The organism is Actinomadura madurae (assembly GCF_900115095.1).
Lineage (GTDB): Bacteria > Actinomycetota > Actinomycetes > Streptosporangiales > Streptosporangiaceae > Spirillospora > Spirillospora madurae.
In genome coordinates, this window is the sequence record NZ_FOVH01000005.1 from 128,147 (window position 1) to 148,886 (window position 20,740).

20 protein-coding genes are annotated in these 20,740 nt (G+C 72.2%); 7 read left to right on the forward strand and 13 right to left on the reverse strand.

Going from position 1 to position 20,740, the window contains the following annotated elements; translation table 11 throughout:
- Nucleotide 1: 1 nt before the first annotated feature.
- The 3 genes from BM339_RS16650 to BM339_RS16660 all read left to right on the forward strand — a co-directional run bounded on the left by BM339_RS16650 (nt 2) and on the right by BM339_RS16660 (nt 2,789).
- Nucleotides 2-1,243: a hypothetical protein gene (locus tag BM339_RS16650; protein ID WP_075021433.1), complete on the forward strand. Its 1,242-nt coding sequence runs from the start codon at nt 2-4 to the stop codon at nt 1,241-1,243.
- A gap of 129 nt (nt 1,244-1,372) precedes the next feature.
- The gene (locus BM339_RS16655) at nt 1,373-1,864 is read left to right on the forward strand and encodes a hypothetical protein (protein WP_021598004.1); all 492 of its coding nucleotides are present in this window, start codon (nt 1,373-1,375) and stop codon (nt 1,862-1,864) included.
- Nucleotides 1,865-1,958: 94 nt separating this feature from the next.
- Nucleotides 1,959-2,789: a hypothetical protein gene (locus tag BM339_RS16660; protein ID WP_143118464.1), complete on the forward strand. Its 831-nt coding sequence runs from the start codon at nt 1,959-1,961 to the stop codon at nt 2,787-2,789.
- On the opposite strand, the gene BM339_RS16665 is transcribed toward BM339_RS16660, so the two are convergent.
- The 8 genes from BM339_RS16665 to eccD all read right to left on the reverse strand — a co-directional run bounded on the left by BM339_RS16665 (nt 2,786) and on the right by eccD (nt 10,431).
- On the reverse strand, nt 2,786-3,505 hold the full coding sequence (locus BM339_RS16665; RefSeq protein WP_083597675.1) for a sulfotransferase family protein: 720 nt from the start codon (nt 3,503-3,505) through the stop codon (nt 2,786-2,788). The two genes, BM339_RS16660 and BM339_RS16665, sit on opposite strands and share 4 nt — an antisense overlap.
- 4 nt (nt 3,506-3,509) lie before the next feature.
- A complete protein-coding gene (gene mycP, locus BM339_RS16670) occupies nt 3,510-4,811 on the reverse strand; it encodes a type VII secretion-associated serine protease mycosin (protein ID WP_075021436.1) in 1,302 nt (433 codons plus the stop codon).
- 82 nt (nt 4,812-4,893) lie between these two features.
- The gene (locus tag BM339_RS16675; protein ID WP_024936305.1) at nt 4,894-6,006 is read right to left on the reverse strand and encodes a hypothetical protein; all 1,113 of its coding nucleotides are present in this window, start codon (nt 6,004-6,006) and stop codon (nt 4,894-4,896) included.
- A 24-nt stretch (nt 6,007-6,030) separates the two neighbouring features.
- On the reverse strand, nt 6,031-6,630 hold the full coding sequence (locus tag BM339_RS16680; protein WP_021596459.1) for a hypothetical protein: 600 nt from the start codon (nt 6,628-6,630) through the stop codon (nt 6,031-6,033).
- Nucleotides 6,631-6,731: 101 nt separating this feature from the next.
- Complete coding sequence (locus tag BM339_RS16685; RefSeq protein WP_021596460.1) at nt 6,732-7,028, reverse strand: WXG100 family type VII secretion target; 297 nt, start codon at nt 7,026-7,028, stop codon at nt 6,732-6,734.
- Between the two features lie 46 nt (nt 7,029-7,074).
- Complete coding sequence (locus tag BM339_RS16690) at nt 7,075-7,362, reverse strand: WXG100 family type VII secretion target (protein WP_021596461.1); 288 nt, start codon at nt 7,360-7,362, stop codon at nt 7,075-7,077.
- A 215-nt stretch (nt 7,363-7,577) separates the two neighbouring features.
- Nucleotides 7,578-9,023 carry a type VII secretion protein EccB gene (gene eccB, locus BM339_RS16695; protein ID WP_021596462.1) on the reverse strand — a complete coding sequence of 482 codons (1,446 nt, stop codon included), beginning with the start codon at nt 9,021-9,023 and terminating at the stop codon, nt 7,578-7,580.
- Between the two features lie 7 nt (nt 9,024-9,030).
- The gene (gene eccD / locus BM339_RS16700; RefSeq protein WP_075021437.1) at nt 9,031-10,431 is read right to left on the reverse strand and encodes a type VII secretion integral membrane protein EccD; all 1,401 of its coding nucleotides are present in this window, start codon (nt 10,429-10,431) and stop codon (nt 9,031-9,033) included.
- Between the two features lie 175 nt (nt 10,432-10,606).
- Here eccD and eccCa point away from each other — a divergent pair, with 175 nt between their 5' ends.
- The gene (eccCa, locus tag BM339_RS16705; RefSeq protein ID WP_075021438.1) at nt 10,607-14,590 is read left to right on the forward strand and encodes a type VII secretion protein EccCa; all 3,984 of its coding nucleotides are present in this window, start codon (nt 10,607-10,609) and stop codon (nt 14,588-14,590) included.
- 52 nt (nt 14,591-14,642) lie between these two features.
- Here eccCa and BM339_RS16710 read toward each other — a convergent pair whose 3' ends face one another.
- Nucleotides 14,643-15,920: a S8 family peptidase gene (locus BM339_RS16710; protein ID WP_021596465.1), complete on the reverse strand. Its 1,278-nt coding sequence runs from the start codon at nt 15,918-15,920 to the stop codon at nt 14,643-14,645.
- 174 nt (nt 15,921-16,094) lie between these two features.
- Here BM339_RS16710 and BM339_RS16715 point away from each other — a divergent pair, with 174 nt between their 5' ends.
- The 3 genes from BM339_RS16715 to BM339_RS16725 are packed head-to-tail and all read left to right on the forward strand — an operon-like array spanning nt 16,095 to nt 17,808.
- On the forward strand, nt 16,095-16,640 hold the full coding sequence (locus tag BM339_RS16715) for a hypothetical protein (protein ID WP_075021439.1): 546 nt from the start codon (nt 16,095-16,097) through the stop codon (nt 16,638-16,640).
- A complete protein-coding gene (locus BM339_RS16720) occupies nt 16,637-17,239 on the forward strand; it encodes a hypothetical protein (RefSeq protein WP_021596467.1) in 603 nt (200 codons plus the stop codon). Before BM339_RS16715 ends, BM339_RS16720 begins: the two co-directional genes overlap by 4 nt.
- Nucleotides 17,236-17,808 (forward strand): hypothetical protein, encoded by a 573-nt coding sequence (locus BM339_RS16725; RefSeq protein WP_075021440.1) that lies wholly within the window; start codon nt 17,236-17,238, stop codon nt 17,806-17,808. Before BM339_RS16720 ends, BM339_RS16725 begins: the two co-directional genes overlap by 4 nt.
- On the opposite strand, the gene BM339_RS16730 is transcribed toward BM339_RS16725, so the two are convergent.
- The 4 genes from BM339_RS16730 to BM339_RS16745 form a co-directional block, all read right to left on the reverse strand.
- Nucleotides 17,696-18,997, reverse strand: a complete 1,302-nt coding sequence (locus BM339_RS16730; protein WP_143118465.1) for a hypothetical protein — start codon at nt 18,995-18,997, stop codon at nt 17,696-17,698. The genes BM339_RS16725 and BM339_RS16730 overlap by 113 nt on opposite strands.
- A 72-nt stretch (nt 18,998-19,069) precedes the next feature.
- Nucleotides 19,070-19,378, reverse strand: coding sequence for a DUF1416 domain-containing protein (locus BM339_RS16735; protein WP_021596470.1), 309 nt, complete (start codon nt 19,376-19,378; stop codon nt 19,070-19,072).
- 45 nt (nt 19,379-19,423) lie between these two features.
- The gene (locus BM339_RS16740; protein WP_021596471.1) at nt 19,424-20,263 is read right to left on the reverse strand and encodes a sulfurtransferase; all 840 of its coding nucleotides are present in this window, start codon (nt 20,261-20,263) and stop codon (nt 19,424-19,426) included.
- Nucleotides 20,260-20,697 (reverse strand): DUF4395 domain-containing protein, encoded by a 438-nt coding sequence (locus BM339_RS16745; protein ID WP_075021442.1) that lies wholly within the window; start codon nt 20,695-20,697, stop codon nt 20,260-20,262. Before BM339_RS16745 ends, BM339_RS16740 begins: the two co-directional genes overlap by 4 nt.
- Between the last annotated feature and the right edge of the window lie 43 nt (nt 20,698-20,740).

The window sequence follows — 20,740 nt, forward strand, 5'->3', positions numbered from 1 at the left end:
CATGAGCAACGTTCCTCCGCCGAGCGGTCCCCGGGGGCCGCAGGGGCCGCAGGGGCCGCCCGCGCCGGGCGCCCCCCCGGCGCCCGGGTTCGCGGCGTCGCGCCCGCAGTCGTACGCGCACACGACCCGCACGCCCGTCGTCCACCTCCCGGTGATGCTGAACGGCCTGCACATCGGCTACCTCTGGGCCGGGATGGACGACAGGTCCGCCGGCTTCGTGCGCCGCAACGAGTTCCTGGAGCAGGCGTTCGAGGCGCCGGCCGTGTGGTCGCGGCGGCTCCGCGACGCCCACGCCCAGGGGCTGCCCTCCCGCGAGGCGATCCGGCAGTGGGCCGGCCGCCCCGAGGACCCCCGCGGCGGCGGCGTCCCCGCCGGCGCGCCCGAAGAGACCGCGGACGGGACGCGGGCCCTGTCCGAGCTCGCCAACCCCGGCGGCGAGCGCCACTCCTGGGACTCCTTCCGGCACGGCGAGTTCCCGGACGGCACGCCGATGGACCGGTCGGAGGGTTGGGGCCCGCTCCACTTCGAGCTTCCGCCCGGCTACGACCTCGCCACCGACGGCCCCGTCCGGTACCTGCCGGTCGTCGAGGGCGACCTCGTCCTCGGCTACCTCTGGGCCGGCGGCGCCGCGGCCCTGTTCCTCCCCCGCGCCGACGCGGCCGCCCCCGGTGGCGACGCCATGGGCGCCTGGGTGCAGCGCCTCCGCGACCTGTACGCGGAGAACGTCCCGGTCGCGGACGTCCTCGACCGCGCACGCGCCATGCCCGCCGACCCGGTCGCCGGCGCCGTGCCCGCGGACGCGGCCGTGCGGGAGGCCCCGAACCTCCAGGCCCTCCGCGACCGCGCGGACGTCCACGAGCAGTCGCTGCGCCTGGCCGGCAACCCGGTTCCGGGCGACCCGGACGTCCTCAAGCGTCCCGCGCTGGACGCCGCCGAACGCGAGGCGGTGCTGCGCTACCTCCGCGAGGCCCCGGTCGTCTACGACAGCGGCCGGCACCTCACGGACGGCTTCGACCCGGCACGGCCCTCAAGCGTCCCCGACACCTACCAGACCGACGGCACCTGGATCTGGTTCGGCGGCGTCCCCCACCATCTGGAGCACCACGGCGTCGCCCCGGAGCCCGACCTCCTCCAGCACGTCCGGGCCCACAACGCCCAGCTCCCGCTCCTGGACGCGGCCGCACATGAACGGGCCAAACGCACGCTGCGCCTTCACCGAATCCTCGTGCCGCCGCCCGTGTAAAGGGCGGAATTCCGGAACTGGTCCGGCATCCGCTAACGTATAGCCGTTGATCACGCATACCTCTCGTATTGTCCCCGCCCATACCGAGGAATGTGATGACCGAAATCGGCGAAGCGTGCGGTCGGTGACATGCTGTTCGGCACCGGCGAGTTCCTCTATTCCCAAGGCATGTGCCGAGGCTGGAACGGCGAGGTCCTGGCCGAGATCCGGCAGCCCCGGGGGTCGTGGCGCGCCCTCTTCCTCGGTGCCGGCGACCGCGTCCGGCTCGCGCGCCCGGACGGCGCACCGATCCTGACCACGGTCTTGCCCCGCGAGACGCCGGTCCGGGACGTCCCGGTCGAGGACGCGTCCGGAACCCTCATCGGCACCATCCGGAAACGCGGCCGCGACTTCACGGTCGAGGACTCCTTATCGGTGCCGATCGGCGACATCCGTTTCGACCGGAACACCCATGTCATGACCGACCTGCACCGCCACTCGATCGCCCTCGGCGCGCAACGCCCCGATATGGCCTGGCGAATCGACCTGCGTCCGGGAATCCCCGATACGGACGCCCGCCTTTTCCTCGCATTCGTGATAGTGATGGACGAGACCCTCCGCCGCACCGGAAACGGCACCTAGCCGCCCTCCCAAGCGCTGACACCGAACCGGGAGCGTCACGGGAGGTGTTAGCCTCGCGGCGGAATGTCCGGCAGTGGTGGTTGGGGCTTGCAGCTTGTCTGAGGGGTCGCGCCCGGAGTTCGTCGCTCCGGAGCAGCAGTTGGACGGGTCGGAGCGGCCGGTCGAGGAGCAGGCCGCCGAGGCGCCCGCGCCGCCTCCCCGGGATGCGCGCCGATGGTCCCGGCTCACGCACAGGCGGTGGGTCCTCGGCGCCGTCGCGCTGGCCCTGGTCGCGGGCGGCGGGGCCTTCTGGGCCCTGGGCGGGCCGTCCGGGGAGTCGGAGGCGGGGCGGTTCACGTCGATGCCGGAGCCGTGTTCGCTGGTGCCCGGGGAGACCCTCGAACGGTACGTGCCGAACTCCGAGCCACCAGTCCCGAGCGAGGCCCGGAACTCGGCGGACGCCCGGTACGAGGCGTGCGAGTGGGCTGAGCCGATGGGGGCGGCGGGAAGCGCCGAGACGCTCACGTCGCATCGGCTCAACGTCGCGGTGCGGCTGCATCTGGACGGGACGGAACCCGCGAAGTCCGAGTACGACGCGGCGTGGGGCGGGGCCCGGTCCATGGCCGGGACGGCCGACGGTGCGGCCGGGGCCCTGCACGCCGAGGCCCCCGTCACCATGGGCATCGGCGACCAGGCGTTCGCCCAGCACCTGACGCTGTCCGGCTCCCTCGGGCGGTCAGGGAGCGTCGCGGCGACCGTCCGGCTCCGCAACGCGGTGATCAGCGTGCGGTACCGCGGGACGACGTCGCCGGCCGGCGTGGACGGTGCCCCCAAGGCCGGCAAGACGGCGCCGCTGGACGAGGCGGAGGCGCGGGCCGGCGCGGAGGCGGTCGCGCGGGGCATCGCGGGCACGCTCGCGGCGTGCAAGGACTGCGTGAGCCGCTAGCCGGGCGGGTAGCCCCACGCGACGCAGACGTCCTTCAGCTCGGACGGCGGTGCCTTCGGGACGAGCAGGTCCGGCTGGATGCGGCCCGAGTGGATCTTCCCCATCCAGTCGCCGAGGCCGGGGACGAACGAGTCCGTGCCCGCCTTCCCGTAGTCGAGCATGTCCTCCTGATACTCGACGCCGAGGAACTCGCAGAGCCCCCGGACGGTGCCCCCGGGGTCGCCGATCAGGTCCTCGTACCGCACGGCCGGGCCCGGCAGCTCCTGGCGGGCGGCCTCGACCGCCTCGCAGTACCGGACGATGTCGGCGATGCGGTCGGCCTCGGAGTAGTACGGCCGCGCCGTGTGCCAGGAACGCAGTATCGCCGACGGGTGGCGCAGCAGGAAGATGAACCGGGCGTCCGGCCAGCAGTCCACGATCTCGTCGCGGATGAACACGTCGTTGGGCGACTTGTTGACCAGGTGGCGCTTGCCGCTGCGGGCGAGCTCCTCGGCGAGCACCGCGTCCCAGAGGAGGAAGCGCAGCTCGCGCTCCGTGTGCCCCAGCCGCTCCATCGAGGCGGCGACCTGGCGGGACTCGAAACCCACCGTGATGTCGCCCAGGTGTGTCTCGTGCGGGGCGTGCAGCTCCGGGTGCCCGCCCAGGACGGCGCGCAGCAGCGTCGAACCCGTCCGCACCGACGAGAGGATGAACGTCGGTGCGGTCAGCCTGCGCATCGGCTCAGCGGCCGGGAGGCGGGTTCTGCGGACCGCCCGCCGGCGGCCGCGGCTGCTGCGGGCCCGGCTGGTACGGCGACGGCTGGGCACCGTTCTGCGGTGCCCCGAACGGCTGCGGCGGCGCCATCGGCCCCGTCCCCATCGGACCGGACGGAGCGGCGGGCTTCTTGCGGCCGCGCAGGAACAGGAACGCGCCGCCGCCGAGGACGAGCAGCACGACCACGACGCCGCCCACGATCAGGATCGGGAAGCCGCCGGAGTCCTCTTCGGCCGCGGCCGGCTTCGTGGCACCGGCCTTCTTCGCGCCCGCGACCTTGTCGAGCCGCTCGTACACCGGGTTCGGCGCGTTGGACGGCACGTTCTGCTTGAGAGCGCGCGGGATGCTGATGACGCCGTAGCCGACGAGGTTGTCCCGGCCGGGCGGGCCGAAGTCCTTCGCGGTCGCGGTGAGGCGCTGGACGACCTGCCGCGCCGGCATCCGCGGGTTGCGGCTGCGGAGGAGAGCGGCGGCACCGGCGGCCAGCGCGGACGCCTGGCTGGTGCCCTCACCGGCGTTGTAGGCGTGGCCCTCCTTGTTGATCCACCCGACGTCGGTGCCCGGGGCGGCCACCGTCACGTAGGGCTGCCGCTGCGTCGACTTCCACGGCTTGCCGTCGTGCCCCAGCGCGCCGACGGCGAGCACGCCCGGACACGACGCCGGGTAGGAGGGCTTGTTGCCGTTGTCGCCCGTGTTGCCGGCGGAGGCCACGATCACGACGTCCTTCGCCGCCGCGTACTGGACGGCTTCGAGCAGCTGCGGCGGGCACTGGTTCGGGTAGATGGCGGCGGACTCGCTGCCCTCCGAGATGTTGATGACCTTGGCCCCGTGGTCCACGGCGTAACGCACGGCCTTGCCCGTGGTCGTGCCGCTGACCGAGGCGGCGATCGGGAGGATCTTGGCCTCGGGGGCGACGCCCACGAACCCGGTATTGGTGCCCTGCGAGGCGATGAGGCTGGCCATGCCGGTGCCGTGGCCGTGCTTGTAGGCGTCGGTGTCCTGCCGGCCGTCGCCGCCCTTGCCGGTCAGGTCGGTGCCGGGGAGCACGACGGGCTTCAGGTCGGGGAGCTGCGCGTTGACGCCGGTGTCGATGACGGCGACCGTCACCCCCTTGCCCTTGGTGACGGGCCAGACCTCCTTCTGGATGCTCCAGGAATCGAACCACCACTGGTCCGACCTGGGGCCCGGGGCGGCCTGTGCGGGAACGACCGGCGCGGCCGCCAGCCCGATCGCCGCCGTCGCCGCCGCCGTCCGAAGCAGCCACCGCATCTGTCGCACACTCCCTAGTCCGTCGCACGTCCGGGCGGCGGAGGCCGGAGCCTCCGCCGCCCGCCCACGCCGCTTCGCGGGTTCAGCCGATCACCGGGGGAGCGGTGTCGTCGTCGGCTCCCCACACGTCCTCGTCCTCGGTCAGCCAGGTGTTGCGCTCGCGCTCCTCGTCCTTGCCGCCCTGGCCCGCGCCGGGCGCCATCGGCATGCCGCCCATGCCGCGCATGCCCGCCGCGGCGCCGCGTCCGGCCGCGCCCATCCCGGCACCGCCGCCGCCGAAGGCGCCGCCGGGGCCGCCCGCGGCACCGCCGCCCGAGCCCGCGCCGCCGAAGCCGCCGGGGTCGGCGCCGAAGCCGCCGCCACCTCCGCCGAGGCCGGGGCCACCGCCGGGCGGACCGCCGCCCGGGAAGCTCGACAGGTCGGTGCCCGGGCTGCCGAAGCCGGCGCCGCCGGCTCCGGGGCCGCCGCCGGGCAGGTGCGGACCGCCGTCGCCGCCCGGGTTGAACGGGCTGTCGGCACCGGGCGCGAAAGGACTGGGGCCGCCGCCCGGCTTGAACGCGCCCGCGGGGTCGGAGGTCGGCAGCCCGGAACCGGAGCCGGAGAAGCCACCGGGGCCGCCGCCGGGAAGGCCACCGGGCCCGCCGCCGGGACCGGGACCGCCCGGGGGCTTGTCGTGCCCGTCACCGAGGGTGGTCGGCAGGTCCTTGGTGATCTTGAGCGGGTGGCCGTCGAAGGCCTCCTTCATCCGCCGGCTGAACTTCTCGATCAGCTCGCGGGCGCGGTCGTCGTCGCCGCCGGTGTGGACGTAGCCGTCCTCCATCGACTCGCCGGTCGTCTTGTACCAGTCGAGGATGTTGGTCTTGTACCAGTTGTAGAGCTGCGCGTTGTTGTGGCTGTCGTCGGACAGCTTGCCGGAGGTCTCGTAGACCTGCCCGAGCTGGTCGAGCGCCTCCTGCGCCACGTCGCCCTGCCAGTGCTGGACGATCCGCTTGGCGAAGTTGTTGCGCAGTTCGCCGGTCATCTCCGCGAGGACGTCCGAGGCGTCCTTGTAGGCGGTCGACGCGTCACCGACGGCTTCGGGCCGGAGCTTCTTGAGCTGCTCCTTGATCTGGCCGAAGTCCTGGTCGCCGAACGTGTAGGCCCCGAACTCCATCCCGTCCCGGATCGGGTACGACTCGGGATTCCGCTTACCCATCTGTCCCTCCTTCCAGGACGCTGATCACGAGAGGTTCGGGTTGCCGCTGCCGGTCGGATCGACGCCGTTCACCCGGTTCTCGGTGTTGCCGTGGGCGTTCTCGTACTGGTCCGCCGTCGCGTTGAGCTTGCCGATCACGCCGTTGTAGGCGGTCTCGATGGCCGTGATGTACTCCTGAAAGCCGTTCTTGCTGGCGGTCGTCAGCTCGACGAACTTGTCGGAGCCCTTGATGCCGCCGAAGTCGGCCGTGGTGATCGAGGTCGCGCCGACCTTGTTCAGCTTGCGCTTCCAGATGTCGAGCTTGTACTTCATGTCCTTGGCGAGCTGGCGGAGCTCCCCCGGATCGACCTCGTAGCCCTTCTCGGCCTTCAGGTTCCACTCGCTGCGGTCGGGCGTCTCCCCCCGCGGGAGGGCGTTCTTCGGGTCGTCCCACTTCCCCGCGTCGGCACCCGCGCTGTACTCGTAGTACAGGTCGCGCTGGCGCCACTCGGGGAGATCGTCCCACTCCTGCTGGGTCAGCCCGTGGACCTCCACCGTCTGGCCGGGACTGTACTGGTTGGCCCCGACGGTGTAGGTGTACTCGACCTTCGCGAGTTGCTCAGGAGTCAGGTTGTAATCGGTCATCGCTCGCCCTCCCGGCGAATCACACTTCGTCCCCCGGCATGCCTACGCCGTGCAGGCCCGGCAGCGGTCCTGCACGACGTAGACCAAGCCATGCGCCGTGGTCAGCCGGACCAGATGTTCTGGTTCGCGCGCTCGGCACCGCTGTAGTTGCTGTGCGCGTCGCCGATGACGACACCGAGCTGGTTCAGGACCTGGCCGATGTGGGCGGCGGCGGTGTCCCACTGGCGCTTGGCGTCCCAGTAGGCGGTCTGCGCACCGCCCTCCCACTGGCTGAGGTGCTGTTCGAGGTTCTTCTCCAGGTCGTCGAGCTCGTCGACCAGGGCGCGGTAGGCCAGCGTGAAGTCGGCCTGGGCCTGCTGCATCGCGCCGAAATTCGCCCGTGTGTAGCTGTCACTCACCGTAGGAGTCCTTTGCGGTCGGAGGGATGACGGGGAGGGGGACCGATCAGGTGCCGCCGTTGAGCAGCTGGTTGATCTTGTTGACCGCGTCCTGCTGCTCCTGCTCCGTGCTCTCGTACGTGATCTTCGTGTGCACGAGCTTCTGGTGCATGCCCTCCAGGGCCGTCCGGACCTTGTCCATCTCGGTCTGGAACTCGGTGAAGACCCGGTTGAACGACACCGCGGCGTTACCGGACCAACCGGACATCAGCTGCGACTTGTGCCCTTCGAGCTGGCTCTGCAGGCCCTTGACGATGCCCGCGGAATCCTCGATCCGGGTCGCGGCCTGCTGCATCGCTGCTCTGTCGGCTGCGGACGTGTTTCCCACAGTGTCACCTCCGTTTGCGAATTTTTCTCACGTGCCTCAGAAGAGAAAGGGAGCGGTGACCGGGGCCCGGCCTGCTAGGGGAGCACTCCTGACGACACGAAATGTGAGCGATCATAGGTGTTACGCGCCATCTATGTCGACGCGCCTGATGATCTAGCGGTTCATGTGACCTACGTCATAGTTCAGGCCTTTGAGGTGGACATCGGCTTGCGCGCCTGCGTGGGATCGAGCGCCGGGCCCTGCGGGATGAGGTGGATGACGCTGGACGGGACGGGCGCCGCCTTCTTGGCGTCGTAGCCGAGCTTCTTGGCGACCTCCGCCGACGGGAGCGCGAACCGGATGCCCTGGTCGTTGACCAGCGAGAGCGACCCCGAGCCGCCGCCCTGCGCGTTGCCGCCGCCCGCGGGGACCAGGCTCATCAGCGCCGCGCCGCCGGGCGGCAGGACCATCTGGTCGATCGTCCCGGACGAGCCCGCGGTGCCCGAGCCGAGCACCCCCGCGGACGGAGCCGGGAGCGATCCGCCCATGGTCAGCTGGGCCGTCGCGGAACCGACGGGGAACACCGAGCACAGCGGCGTGGCGGTATCCCAGGAGACGAACTTCGGTAGCGTCGGCGGAAGGTTGTTGTCCAGCAGCCGCGTCTTCGAGGCGAGCTGCTGCGCCGACGGGACGTCCGTCGGCAGCGGGCGCGCCTGCTCGCCGGGGTAGGCCGCGGCGGTCTTGACGTCGCGCAGCAGCAGCTGCGCCTGCGTCTCGTTGATCTGCGAGAGCCCGTCGGGGAGCATCACGTACCAGAGCGCCTGCCCGCCGGCGCCGGTCTCGGCCTTGAACACCTGCCCGACGCGGGACGTCCCGCCGCGCGGGCCCGGCACCGACTTGCCCCGGTCCGGGACGTTCGGCGAGCCGAAGTTGCCCGCGGCCGGGATCGCGTTCAGCCACGTCGCCGGCACCTCGACGGCACCGGGCCCGCCGGTCAGCGACGTCACCTGGTTCGCCGGGATCGTCATCTGCATCCGGTGGTCCTTCCAGACCACCCACGGGGCGCCGCCGGTCTGCACGACGACGGCCTCGGTGTCGCTCAGCCGGCGCCCGCCCACCTTGCGCCCGGCGGCGAGGGCGCTGATCTGCCGCGGCACGCCCGTCGGGCCGGACGCCTGCCGGGTGCACACCGACCAGGGGCCGCGGATGAGCTGGTCCTTGCCGGGCAGCGAGTCGGGCGCGCCCGGGATGCCGATCATCGCGCCGCGCTCGAAGCCGGACAGCGACTTGCGCGACACGGTGCGCCGCTCCGGCTCGCTGTCGGAGTCGAGCGCGAGCAGCGCGGACGCGTAGTTCGCGACCGGGAACATCTTCTTGGTGCCCGCGTCGTAGATGTACTTGGTCCCGGTCTCCTTCTCGATGATCAGCTTGCCGGGCTCGTCCAGGCCCTTGGCCCCGCCCGGGGACAGCAGCCCCCAGATGCCGAACACCGCGATGATCAGCAGCCCCACCATCACACCGGCGAACGCGCCGACCGACAGCCGCCGCATCGGGGACTCGGCGACGTCCGGTTCACCCTGGAGCAGGGCGAGCCCGACCCGCTGCGTCATCAGGCGGTGCGCCTGGTAGAGATCGCGCCGGCTCTGCATCAGCGCGTCACCCGGCCAGCCCGCGGACGCGGGTGTAGACGTCCAGCACCGCGAGCGCGAGCGGGATGAGCGAGATCATCACGAGCATGTCGAGGATGTCGCCCCAGCGGCCCCAGACCGGGGTCGGGCGGTGGCCCGGCAGCCACAGCGTGACCGCGACGACGATCCCGGTGAGCACCAGCAGCGGGACGAGCGCCGCGGCGAGCGCCACGACCTGGCTGCCGTGCAGCGCCATCCCGATCGTCGTCAGCACCAGCCCGAACAACCCGATGACGAGCATCCAGGAGCGCTGCGCCACGCCGCGGAAGATCCGGGCGCGCAGCAGCAGCGACACCGACATCGTCGCGGACGTCGCGGGCCCGGCCCAGCCGTCCTCGGCGAACAGGAACAGCATCGCCCCGGCCGCGACGAGCGCGATCGAGGCGATCAGGCCGGTGGAGAACCGGTCGGCGGCGGCGGTGCGGGCGAGCACCTGCCGGCCGTCCACCGTCTCGGTGTCGCGGCGCAGGTCCTCGGCGCTGCTCGGGACGGGCGGCAGCGGCATCCGCGCCAGCTTGAACGACAGCGACGGCACCGCCGCGATGAACATCATCACCACCACCGCGGCGACGGCGGCGATGCCCGCGGCGGGCAGGCCGTCGAACGCGAAGCCGACCCCGGCGCCGATCGCGCCGACGAACGCGGCGAACGCGACGCCGAGGAAGACGGGCAGGCCGTCGGCGATGGCGAACGCGGCGATGATCGCGGCGAGCGCCGTCACCCCGAACGCGGCCAGCAGGTGCGGCGCGCCGAGGTCGAACAGCTCCAGGTCCTTGCGGGCGGGCGCGGCCAGCCCGGCGAGGAACGCGTACGGGAGCGCCGCGTAGCCGAGGATCACGCCCGCGCCGGAGTCGGCGACCGCCCGCGACAGGACCGTCGCCATGATCAGGGTGAGCAGCGTGATGACCCCCGCGGCGGCGGCCGGCACGATCCACGGCGGGCCGGACAGCGCGATGACGATCGCGCCGACGACCAGCGCGATCCCGCCCGCGCCGAGCCCGAAGGAGCGCGTCGTGGTGGGCCGCCACCGGTCGGTGCGCTCCCGGATCCCGGACGCGATCACGTCGGCGACGTCGTCGAACGACATCTCCGGCAGCTGCGCCATGCGCGGCCGGAAGTAGAGGATCTCGCCGTCGCGGACGCCGAGGGCGGTGGTCGTCTGCGAGGCGTCGAACGGATCGGAGTCGAGCCGCTGAAGGACCCAGCCGGAGTGGGCGAGCCCGGCGTCCGCCATGTCCTCGCCCGCCGCGCGCAGCAGTGTCGGAAGCATGTGCGCGAGCGGCACGTCGGCGGGCAGGGACACGTCGATGCGCCGCTTCGGCGCGACGATGGTGACCCTGCAGAGTTCGGTTGTGGCGGGCGAATTCACGGGAGCTCCCGTCCTCCAGGTCAGATCAGGGGGCGGATCCGATCGACGCGCAGCTTAGGATGTGACGTCCGCCTACGCTAAATCAACCTCAAGCATCACACGTAGTCCCCGGGCCGGCCGTGCTCCCCCGAACAACTCGGCCGCCCGGGGTGCGAGCCCACGGAGGAACGCCGAGGTGAGCACCACCCTCGTCAGGCGCAAGGAGCGCCGCAAACCGCCGCCGGCCCCCAAGGGCGAGCTGCTGCTGGAGTCGCCGCCGGAGATCCCGGAGCTGCAGAGCGGCGGCCTGCAGAACGTGCTCATGTACCTGCCGATGGCCGTGATGCCGCTGATGATGGGCCTGATGTTCCTCGGCGGCGGCACCCGCAGCCCGCTGATGATGGTCAGCAGCGGCGGCATGGCGCTGGCGATGGGCGGCATGATGCTCGGCCAGCTCGGCCGCGGCTCCGGCGAGCGCAAGTTCAAGCTGAACGGGGCGCGCCGCGACTACTTCCGCTACCTGTCGCAGGTGCGGCGGAAGGTGCGCCGTGCCGCCGAGCAGCAGCGCGAGTCGCTGGAGTGGAACAGCCCGTCCCCCGACTCGCTGTGGTCGCTGGTGATGAGCGCCCGGATCTGGGAGCGCCGCCCCACCGACCCCGACTTCGGCAACGTGCGGATCGGCGCGGGCCCGCAGAAGCTCGCCGTCCAGCTGATCCCGCCGGAGACGCGCCCGGTGGAGGACCTGGAGCCGATGACGGCGGGCGCGCTGCGCCGGTTCGTCCGGGCGCACTCGACGGTGCCGAACCTTCCGGTGGCGGTGTCGCTGCCGTCGTTCGCGCGGATCCTGCCGATGGGCGACCCGGAGGCGGTGCGCGGCATGGTGCGGGCGATGGTCGCGCAGCTCACCGCGTTCCACTCCCCCGACGACATGCGGGTCAGCGTGTGCGCGTCGCCGGACGCGATGCCGCACTGGGACTGGGTGAAGTGGCTCCCGCACTCGATGCACCCGAAGGTGACCGACGCGGCGGGCCCGGTCCGGCTGATGGCGGGCAGCCTCGCCGAGCTGGAGCGGATGTTCGGCACCGAGGTGAAGGACCGGGCGCGGTTCACCCCCGGCCTCCAGCAGAGCGACCTGCCCTACCACGTGGTCATCGTGGACGGCGGCGCCGTCACCCCCGACTCGCAGATCGGCTCGGACGGCATCGAGGGCGTCTGCGTCATCGACCTGACCGGCCATGTCGCGCCGACCGCCGACAACACGATGCTGCGGCTGCGGGTCGCGCCCGACAAGATGGCGATGCTGCGCCGCGACCGCACCGGCAAGGACGTGCCGAGCCTGCTCGGCAGGCCCGACGCGTTCAGCTACGTCCAGGCGGACGGCCTGGCCCGGCAGCTCGCCCCGCTGCGGGCGAGCGCCGCCACCGGCCCGGAGATGGACGCGCTGTCCGCGGCGACGACGCTGACGACGCTGCTCGGCGTCCCCGACCCGGCGCGGATCGACGCGCGGCAGGCGTGGCAGCCGCGGGCGCCGCGCAACCGGCTGCGGGTGCCGATCGGCCTGGACGCCGACGGCCGCCCGATCGAGCTGGACATCAAGGAGGCCGCGCAGGGCGGGTACGGCCCGCACGGCCTGTGCATCGGCGCCACCGGCTCCGGCAAGTCGGAGCTGCTGCGCACGCTGGTGCTCGGCCTGGCGATGACGCACTCGTCGGAGGTGCTGAACTTCGTCCTCGTCGACTTCAAGGGCGGCGCGACGTTCCTCGGTATGGACGGCCTCCAGCACGTCTCGGCCATCATCACGAACCTTGAGGACGAGCTGCCGCTCGTCGACCGCATGTACGACGCGCTGCACGGCGAGATGGTGCGGCGGCAGGAGTGGCTGCGCGCCGCCGGCAACTACGCCTCGCTGCGCGACTACGAGAAGGCCCGCGAGCAGGGCGCGGCGCTCAAGCCGATGCCGACGCTGTTCGTGGTGCTGGACGAGTTCTCCGAGCTGCTGTCGGCCAAGCCCGACTTCGCCGAGCTGTTCGTGATGATCGGGCGGCTGGGGCGCTCGCTGGGCGTCCACCTGCTGCTCGCCTCGCAGCGCCTGGAGGAGGGCAAGCTGCGGGGCCTGGACACGCACCTGTCCTACCGGATCGGCCTGCGGACGTTCTCCTCGGCCGAGTCGCGGGTCGTCCTCGGCGTGCCCGACGCCTACGAGCTGCCGCAGGCGCCCGGCAACGGCTACCTGAAGATCGGCACCGAGACGATGACGCGGTTCCGGGCCGCGTACGTGTCGGGCGCGTACAAGCCGGAGGAGGACGAGGCGCAGGAGTCGTCGCAGCAGGGACCGCGGCAGCTCGCGCAGGTCGTCCCGTTCACCCCCGCGTACGTGCAGCCCCAGATGCAGGAGCAGCCGCAGCAAGAGCAGCAGCGCCAGAACGAGGACAAGGGCCCGCAGATCAGCCTGTTCGACCTGGTCGTCAAGCAGCTCGCCGGGCACGGCCCGCCGCCGCACCAGATCTGGCTGCCGCCGCTGGAGGAGCCGGCCACGCTCGACCAGGTCCTGCCGAACCTGCAGCAGACGCCGGAGTTCGGCTTCACCACCGCCGGGTGGGACGGCCGGGGGCGGCTGCACGCGTTCGCGGGCATCGTCGACAAGCCGTTCGACCAGCGCCGCGACCCGATGTGGCTGGACCTGTCCGGCGCCGCCGGGCACATCGGCGTGGCGGGCAACCCGCAGTCCGGCAAGTCGACGGTGCTGCGGACCCTCATCACGTCGCTGGCGCTCATGCACACGCCGCAGGAGGTGCAGTTCTACTGCCTCGACTTCGGCGGCGGCGCGCTCGCGGCCCTGGCCGACCTGCCGCACGTCGGCGGCGTCGCCAGCCGCCTCGACCCCGACCGGGTCCGGCGGACGGTCGCGGAGGTGTCCGGGCTGCTGGAGTCGCGGGAGCGGTTCTTCACCGAGCGGGGCATCGACTCGATCGCCGCGTACCGGCGGATGCGCGCCGAGGGGCAGATCGCCGGGGACGGCTTCGGCGACGTGTTCCTCGTCGTCGACAACTGGCTGACCGTCCGGCAGGAGTTCGAGGCCGTCGAGGCGACCGTCACCGATCTCGCCGCGCGCGGTCTCGGCTACGGCATCCACGTCGTCGCCGCGACGAACAAGTGGTCGGAGTTCCGGCTCACGATCCGCGACCTGCTCACCACGAAGCTGGAGCTGAAGCTCGGCGACCCCTACGAGTCGGAGATGGACCGCAAGCTCGCCGCGAACGTCCCCGAGGGGCGTCCGGGGCGCGGCCTCACCCGCGAGGGCCTGCACTTCCTCAACGCGCTGCCCCGCATCGACGCCCGCCCCTCGGCGGGCGACCTCACCGACGGCCTCCGGCAGCTGGTGCAGACGGTCCAGGCGGGCTGGCAGGGCCGGCCGCCCGCGCCGCCGGTCCGGATGCTGCCGGACGTGCTGCCGCACACCTCCCTGCCCGCGGTCACCGAGACGGGCAAGCGGATCCCGATCGGCATCGACGAGGACACGCTGTCGCCCGTCCTGCTGGACTTCGACAACGATCCGCACTTCGTCGTCCTCGGCGACAACGAGTGCGGCAAGTCCAACCTGCTGCGGCTGATCGTCGAGTCGGTCAAGGCCCGCTACACGACGGACGAGGCCCGGATCATCATGCTCGACTACCGGCGGGCCCTGCTGGACTCGGCGGAGAGCGAGCACGTCATCGGGTTCGCGGCGTCGTCGACGGCCGCGGGCGGGCTGATGAAGGACGTCCACGGCGCCCTGGTGAACCGGCTGCCCCCGTCCGACCTGACGCCGGAGCAGCTGCGCAACCGGTCGTGGTGGAGCGGGTCGGAGCTGTTCCTGGTGGTGGACGACTACGACCTGGTCGCCACCCCGTCCGGGAACCCGCTCGCGCAGCTCGCCGAGCTGCTGCCGCAGGCCCGCGACATCGGCATGCACATGATCATCGCCCGCACCATGGGCGGCGCGGGGCGGGCCATGTTCGACCCGGTCCTGCAGCGGCTGAAGGACATGGCCACCCCGGCGCTGATCATGTCCGGCAACAAGGACGAGGGCAACCTGTTCGACGTCCGGCCCGGCCCGCTGCCGCAGGGTCGTGGCACCCAGTCGGACCGCCGCACCGGCAAGCGCCTCATCCAGACGGCCTTCTACGGCCAGCAACTGTAGGCGGCGCACGCGCGAGCCCCGGGCCGGTCGCGGCCCGGGGCTTCCGCGTTTCTCAGTCGCGTTCCTCGGCGGGCAGGACGGCGCGGCCCGGCCTCCAGCCGCGTCTGCGTCCGAGCGGGATGACCGCCCCGCCGAGCGCGACGAGCAAGGCGGCGGCGAGGGCGCCGCCCGCCACGACGAGGCCGATGGTGCGGGCGCGGTGGTCGACGGGCTCGGGCTTGGCGATCGGGACGGCGCCGCTCAGCGGGCGGGCGTCGGCCGCGCCCGGCCGGGCGTTCGGGTCGACGAGGCCGGACACCGCCTGCAGCGGGCTGATCATGCCGTGCCCGCTGCCCTGCCCGTTGCCGCCCTCCGCGGTGATGAGGATCCGGTTGATGACCTGCTGGTAGTTCAGGTCGGGGTGCTTGGCGCGGACGAGCGCCGCGACCCCGGTGGCGTAGGGGGCGCCGAAACTGGTGCCCTGCAGGCCGCCGGCGTAGCCGTTGCCGAGCGTGGAGATGACGTTCTGGCCCGGCGCCGACACGTCGATGCGGGTCTTGATGTTGGAGAACCCGGTGATGGTGCCCGCCTCGTCCACCGCGGCGACGGACAGGACGCCCTTGTAGCTGGCCGGGTAGGCGGCGCTCTCCTTGCCGCGCTGGTCCTGCGCGACGTTGCCGGCGGCGGCGACGATCAGCACGTCGCGCCGCTGCGCGGCCTGGACGGCGGCGCGCAGCGCGGGCGTGTCCGGGGCGGCCGACGACACGTTGATCACCTTCGCGCCGTGCTCGGCGGCCCAGGTGATGGCCTTCGGCAGGAGCGTGTTGTCCTGGGTGCTCTCCCCGCTGGCGAACTTGGCGTTCAGCAGCTTGACCTGCGGGGCGACGCCCACGAACGGGACGTCGCGGTTGCGCATGTCGGTGGCGGCGATGATGCCGGCGACCTCGGTGCCGTGCCCGAGGCAGTCGTCGGTCGTCGTCCCGGACGCGTCGAAGCTCGCGGCGACCTTGCCCTTGAGCTGCGGGTGGGCCGCGTTGATGCCGCTGTCGACGACGGCGACGGTCACGCCCCCGCCGCGGGTGATCGGCCACGCCTGCTCGAAGTCCAGCCGCCGCTGCGCCCACGGCTCGACGGTGATCGCCGACGCGGGCTGCCCGATCTGCTTGTTGCACTTGGGCGCCGGGGCCCGCTGCTGGGTCTTCTTCGGTTTCGCCGGCTTCTTGGTCGGCGTGGGCGCCGCCCGTGGACGGTCCGCCGGGGCCGCCGGGGCCGCGGCCGCCGCCGGGGCGAAGGCCAGACCGGACGTCAGGGCCAGGCTTGCGGTGCCCGCCGCGATTCGCCCTCCGCGCATACCTCGTCTCTCCTGACGTGTGCGAACCCCATGACTCTAAGGGATCTCGGGAGCGGGTATCACGTCCAGCCCGGACATACCCGGCGTATTACCATCTGGCAGGTGCACCCCCACGCGCCGGTTCCCCCTCCACCGGCACAACATCGGCAGCCTCCACGGTCGCGGCGGTGGCTCGTGCCCGTGGCGGTCCTCGGCGTGCTCGCCGTCCTGGTGCCGGTGCTCTGGCTGGTGGGGGGTTTGAAGGAGACGCCGAAGCAGCCGGCGAAGCGGCCGGGCGAGCCGCTCGACCTCGGGCTGTTCACCGTCACCGTCCACGACGCCCGGATCGGCGTCGTGGACGCGGGGTTCGGCAGCGCCAGGGAGCGGTTCCTCATCGTCCGGATGCGGGTGCTCAACAACGGCAAGGAGACGGCCTCGCTGGGCATCGGCGGCCTGGGCAACGGCGTGGTCGCGCTGACCAGGGCCGGGAAGTGGGTCAAGCCGGAACAGGTGGAGGGCGTCGCCGCCGGCGCCAAGACCGACACGACGCAGCCGGGACTGCCCGTGGAGGCGTCCGCCATGTGGAAGATGGGCCCGGCGGACGCGCCGAGGAAGCTGACCGTCGGCCTGAAGAAGTGGGAGTACGAGCACGGGTTCACCGACGTCAGCTACAAGTGGCTGATCACGACCGAGGGCGACGACCTCGCCGGCCGCCTCACGCTCCCGGTGAGCCCGCGGTGAACGCGCGCGAGATCCTGCTGCGGGCCGGCGCCGGCATCGGCGGGACGCTGCTGCTCGCCGGAGCGATGTGGCTGCACACCCTCCGCCCCAAGGTCGAGGCGGCAGAGCTGGATCCCATTCGGACCGGCGGCACGGTCGGCGAGGAGATCACCACCCGGTCCTTCAGCCTCCGGGTCGACCGGGTGGACGTCGCGCGGTCGCTGGCGCCGAGCCTCAGCCTGGGCGACCCGCCGCCCGTCGGCACCGACGGCGTCTACCTCGTCGTGCGGCTCCGGGCGATGAGCCGGGAGGAGCCGATCCAGCTCAGGGCCGCGACGCTGGAGACGCCCGGCGGCTACACCTTCAAGGAGGACCCGCGCACCGGGACGGCCTCCGCCGACGCGCAGCCGACCTTCCAGCCGCTGATCTGGACGCCCACCGCGTTCCTGTTCGAGCTGCCCAAGGAACGGCTCGAAGGGGCGCACCTCGTCGTCGGCACCGGCGGGCTGCTCCCGCAGCTGTCGGCCGCCGCCGACATCGACCTGGGCCTCTCCGGAAGCCGGGCGGCCGAACTGATCCGCGGCGCCGCCGAGCGGTACGAGATCGAGGAGGACCCGTGACGGCCTCCGAGACCCGTCCCGACGGGATCCCCCTCCCCGACGCCCCCGAACGCTCCCGGATCCGTCCCAAGGACAGGCGCGTGGCCGAGGCGATCGCGCTCGTGTGCGCTGTGGCGACGCTGCTCGCCGTGCAGTGGGCGGACGAGGCCAACAGCGTCCGGAAGAACCTGAAGCCGCCCGAGAAGGTCACCACCGTCCCGGAAGGCCAGATCGGTGAACTGGCGGGCGCGAAGTGGAGGATCTACGGACGGCAGAAGGCCGACCCCCTCCAGAAGACCGGCGACGTGACCGAGCTGCGGGTGCAGCTCGCCGTACGCCCGGGGGACGCCGCCAGCGCGAAGGCGGTCGGTTCCTACGGGCTCGTCTACCGGCTCCTGGACGGCCAAGGCCGCGAATGGTCCGCGCTCGGGCAGCGGACGGGCGAACCCAGAGCGGGCGTCGCCATGGGCGTCACCGTCAAGGGGACCGTGCCCCGCTCCATGGCGGACTCGCTTGAACTGGAGATCCGGGCACCGAAGACGTCCCGGAAGCCGGGGGAGCCGCAGGTTTCGCTGCGGTTCTCGCGCTGACCCGCGCCATCACCAGGTTGAACGCCGCCGCGAGCAGGCAGATCCGCAGGACCTCGAACACCAGGCCCGTCCCGTACCCGACGAACGGGAGCGCCTGGATCCACCACGTCACCTCGTGCGGGCCGATGAGCTCGTACACCTGCCGGCGCGACGCGCCCTCCGCCACGTGCAGGCCGGTGAACAGCAGGCAGAACACGGCGAACGGCATCAGCCCGGACCGGCGGACGAGCCGCAGCCCGTACCAGGCCGGCAGCCACATCTCGCGGAACCCGCGGGTGAGCAGCTCCCGCGGGCTGCCCGCCCGGTCGACCCCGCCGGCGGCGGCCAGCCGCCGCGCCGCCCGGCTCCCGCCCAGCACGACCCGCTCGTCGCCCGCGTCCAGCCCGAGGACCACCCCGGCGATCACCAGCAGGATCAGTGCGCCGAGCACCGCGTCCTTGAACGGCGGCCACAGCCCGAGCGCCGGCCCGGCGGCGTCGTTCACCCACGCCCACACCTGCCGCCCGGTGAACCAGTCGACGCCCTTCCCGCGCAGGTGGTCGATCGTGAAGATGCCGAACAGCGCGAAGTTGATCTCAAGGAAGGCGACGAGCGCGCCGACCGCGCGGGGCAGCCGCGGCTCCAGCCGCCACTCGGCGAGCACCTTCAGCACGAACAGGCCCGCGGTGAGGCCGATCGCCAGGCCGAGGTGCTTCTCCATCGACAGCAACAGCCCGGCACCCTGGATCTGCCCTTCGATGCCGCCCTCGGCGAACCCGCGGCTCGCGGCCTGGCCGGCGAACTCGCGGGCGTCCTCGCCGTGCCTCCCCCACGCCAGGTAGAAGATCACGAACGGGAGCGCGGCGCGGCCGATCGCGCCGATCACCGACTCCTCGTTCCCGACCGCCCACGGCGTCAGGCCGCCGCCGGCGTCCCGGGCGTGCACCACGTCCAGGCCCTCGCGGACGCAGTGCACCATCAGCACCGTCACCGCCAGGGTGATCACCACGAGCAGGCCGACGGTGACGATCGGCGCGAGGGTCGCCGCGACGCCCTTCATCGTGCCGAGCCGGTAGCCCGCGTACATCGCCCCGTAGCGCAGCAGCTCCCCCACGGTGAACCACAGGGCGAGCGGCAGGACGAAGCGTCCCGCGAGCTTCAGCGTGGCCCACGGCAGGATCAACGGCGAGCGAGCGGGCAATTTGGACATCGCGCCGATCGTAACGAACCCCGCCGTCCCAGGTGGGGCGGGACGGCGGGGTTCGCGAGGCGGAGGCGTCGGTCAGATCGCGACCTGGAGACCGGCGACCTCGCCGGTCTTCGCGGTGACGGTGTTGTCGACGCTCACGCCGCCCGCCGCCAGGACGCGCACGGTCCAGTCGCCGTCGGCGGCGAAGAACCGGAACACGCCCTCCTCGCCCGTGACCACCTCGGCGGTGAACTCGCCGGACGAGTCGAGCAGGCGGGCGTAGGCGCTGGACACGGGGGTGCCGTCACGCGTGACGGTCCCCTGGATGACGGCCTCGTTGGTGAGGTCGACGGTCGCAGGCAGGTGCGCCGTCTGCTCGGGCGCTGCGCAGCCCTGGGTCATTGCTCCTCCATCTCCGTGTGACGGATCGTGACGGGAACTCGTCGCTTACTTGGCGGCGCCGAGCTCGATCGGCACGCCGACGAGCGAGCCGTACTCGGTCCAGGAACCGTCGTAGTTCTTCACGTTCTCCAGGCCCAGCAGCTCGCGCAGGGCGAACCACGTGTGCGAGGAGCGCTCGCCGATGCGGCAGTAGGCGATGGTGTCCTTGTTCAGGTCGACGCCGGCCTCGGTGTACAGCTCCCGGAGCTCCTCGTCGGACTTGAACGTGCCGTCGTCGTTGGCCGCCTTCGACCACGGGATGTTGGCCGCGGTCGGCACGTGGCCGGCCCGCTGCGACTGCTCCTGCGGCAGGTGCGCCGGGGCGAGCAGCTTGCCGCTGAACTCGTCCGGCGACCGGACGTCGATCAGGTTCTGCTTGCCGATCGCGTCCACGACCTCGTCGCGGAAGGCGCGGATCGACAGGTCCTGCTCCTTGGCCTTGTAGTCGGTCGCGGGACGGGACGGGACGTCGGTGACCAGCTCGCGGGAGTCCAGCTCCCACTTCTTGCGGCCGCCGTCCAGCAGCTTCACCTTGCCGTGGCCGTACAGCTTGAAGTACCAGTACGCGTACGCGGCGAACCAGTTGTTGTTGCCGCCGTAGAGGATCACCAGGTCGTCGTTGGCGATGCCCTTGGAGGACAGCAGCTGCTCGAACCCGGTCTTGTCGACGAAGTCGCGGCGGACCGGATCCTGCAGCTCGGTCTTCCAGTCGATCTTCACGGCGCCGCGGATGTGGCCCTTGTCGTAGGCGGACACGTCCTCGTCGACCTCGACGAGCACCAGACCGGGGTCGTCCAGGTGTGCCTCGACCCAGTCGGTGTCCACCAGGACGTCTGAGCGGCTCATGCGGGAACCTCCCTCTCGGAGCGGAATTTCGCGGTTGTACGTCGGAGGAGCAGATACATCTCGCAGCCGAGGCAGAACCCGAACACCGCGTTCAGGAACGCCGCCGCCAGCGCGAGGGCGGTGGCACCGATGCCGAGCCAGGTGATCCCCGTCGCGTACCCGGCCGTTCCCACCAAAGCGAAGGCGAGGCCGACACCCTGCGCGAAGCGGGGCGGGGCCGCGTCCTCCAGTTCCCTGGGCGGAGCGAGCCGGGGACGGATCAGCACTGTGAACACCAGTCCGTACGGGGCGTACCGGAGGCCGAGGAAGGTCGCGAGCGCGAACACGACGGCCTGGGCGGCGAGCAGTGCCCAGCTTCCGCTCACCAGCACCCCGATGAGGACGACGGTGGTGACGTATGCGCCGAAGCGCGGCCCACGCGGATCAACCTGCATCGGGGTGCTCCTGGCGGAGTGGAAGCGTGCGTACGAGCTGAGA

What these genes read in the sequence shown, in the direction of transcription:
- BM339_RS16690 (WP_021596461.1), bottom strand. Translation starts at nt 7,362, where the DNA reads ATGCAGCAGGCCGCGACCCGGATCGAGGATTCCGCGGGCATCGTCAAG.
- BM339_RS16680 (WP_021596459.1), bottom strand. Translation starts at nt 6,630, where the DNA reads ATGACCGATTACAACCTGACTCCTGAGCAACTCGCGAAGGTCGAGTAC.
- BM339_RS16710 (WP_021596465.1), bottom strand. Translation starts at nt 15,920, where the DNA reads ATGCGCGGAGGGCGAATCGCGGCGGGCACCGCAAGCCTGGCCCTGACG.
- eccB (WP_021596462.1), bottom strand. Translation starts at nt 9,023, where the DNA reads ATGCAGAGCCGGCGCGATCTCTACCAGGCGCACCGCCTGATGACGCAG.
- BM339_RS16655 (WP_021598004.1), top strand. Translation starts at nt 1,373, where the DNA reads ATGCTGTTCGGCACCGGCGAGTTCCTCTATTCCCAAGGCATGTGCCGA.
- BM339_RS16740 (WP_021596471.1), bottom strand. Translation starts at nt 20,263, where the DNA reads ATGAGCCGCTCAGACGTCCTGGTGGACACCGACTGGGTCGAGGCACAC.
- BM339_RS16745 (WP_075021442.1), bottom strand. Translation starts at nt 20,697, where the DNA reads ATGCAGGTTGATCCGCGTGGGCCGCGCTTCGGCGCATACGTCACCACC.
- mycP (WP_075021436.1), bottom strand. Translation starts at nt 4,811, where the DNA reads ATGCGGTGGCTGCTTCGGACGGCGGCGGCGACGGCGGCGATCGGGCTG.
- BM339_RS16735 (WP_021596470.1), bottom strand. Translation starts at nt 19,378, where the DNA reads ATGACCCAGGGCTGCGCAGCGCCCGAGCAGACGGCGCACCTGCCTGCG.
- BM339_RS16665 (WP_083597675.1), bottom strand. Translation starts at nt 3,505, where the DNA reads ATGCGCAGGCTGACCGCACCGACGTTCATCCTCTCGTCGGTGCGGACG.
- BM339_RS16730 (WP_143118465.1), bottom strand. Translation starts at nt 18,997, where the DNA reads ATGTCCAAATTGCCCGCTCGCTCGCCGTTGATCCTGCCGTGGGCCACG.
- BM339_RS16675 (WP_024936305.1), bottom strand. Translation starts at nt 6,006, where the DNA reads ATGGGTAAGCGGAATCCCGAGTCGTACCCGATCCGGGACGGGATGGAG.
- BM339_RS16650 (WP_075021433.1), top strand. Translation starts at nt 2, where the DNA reads ATGAGCAACGTTCCTCCGCCGAGCGGTCCCCGGGGGCCGCAGGGGCCG.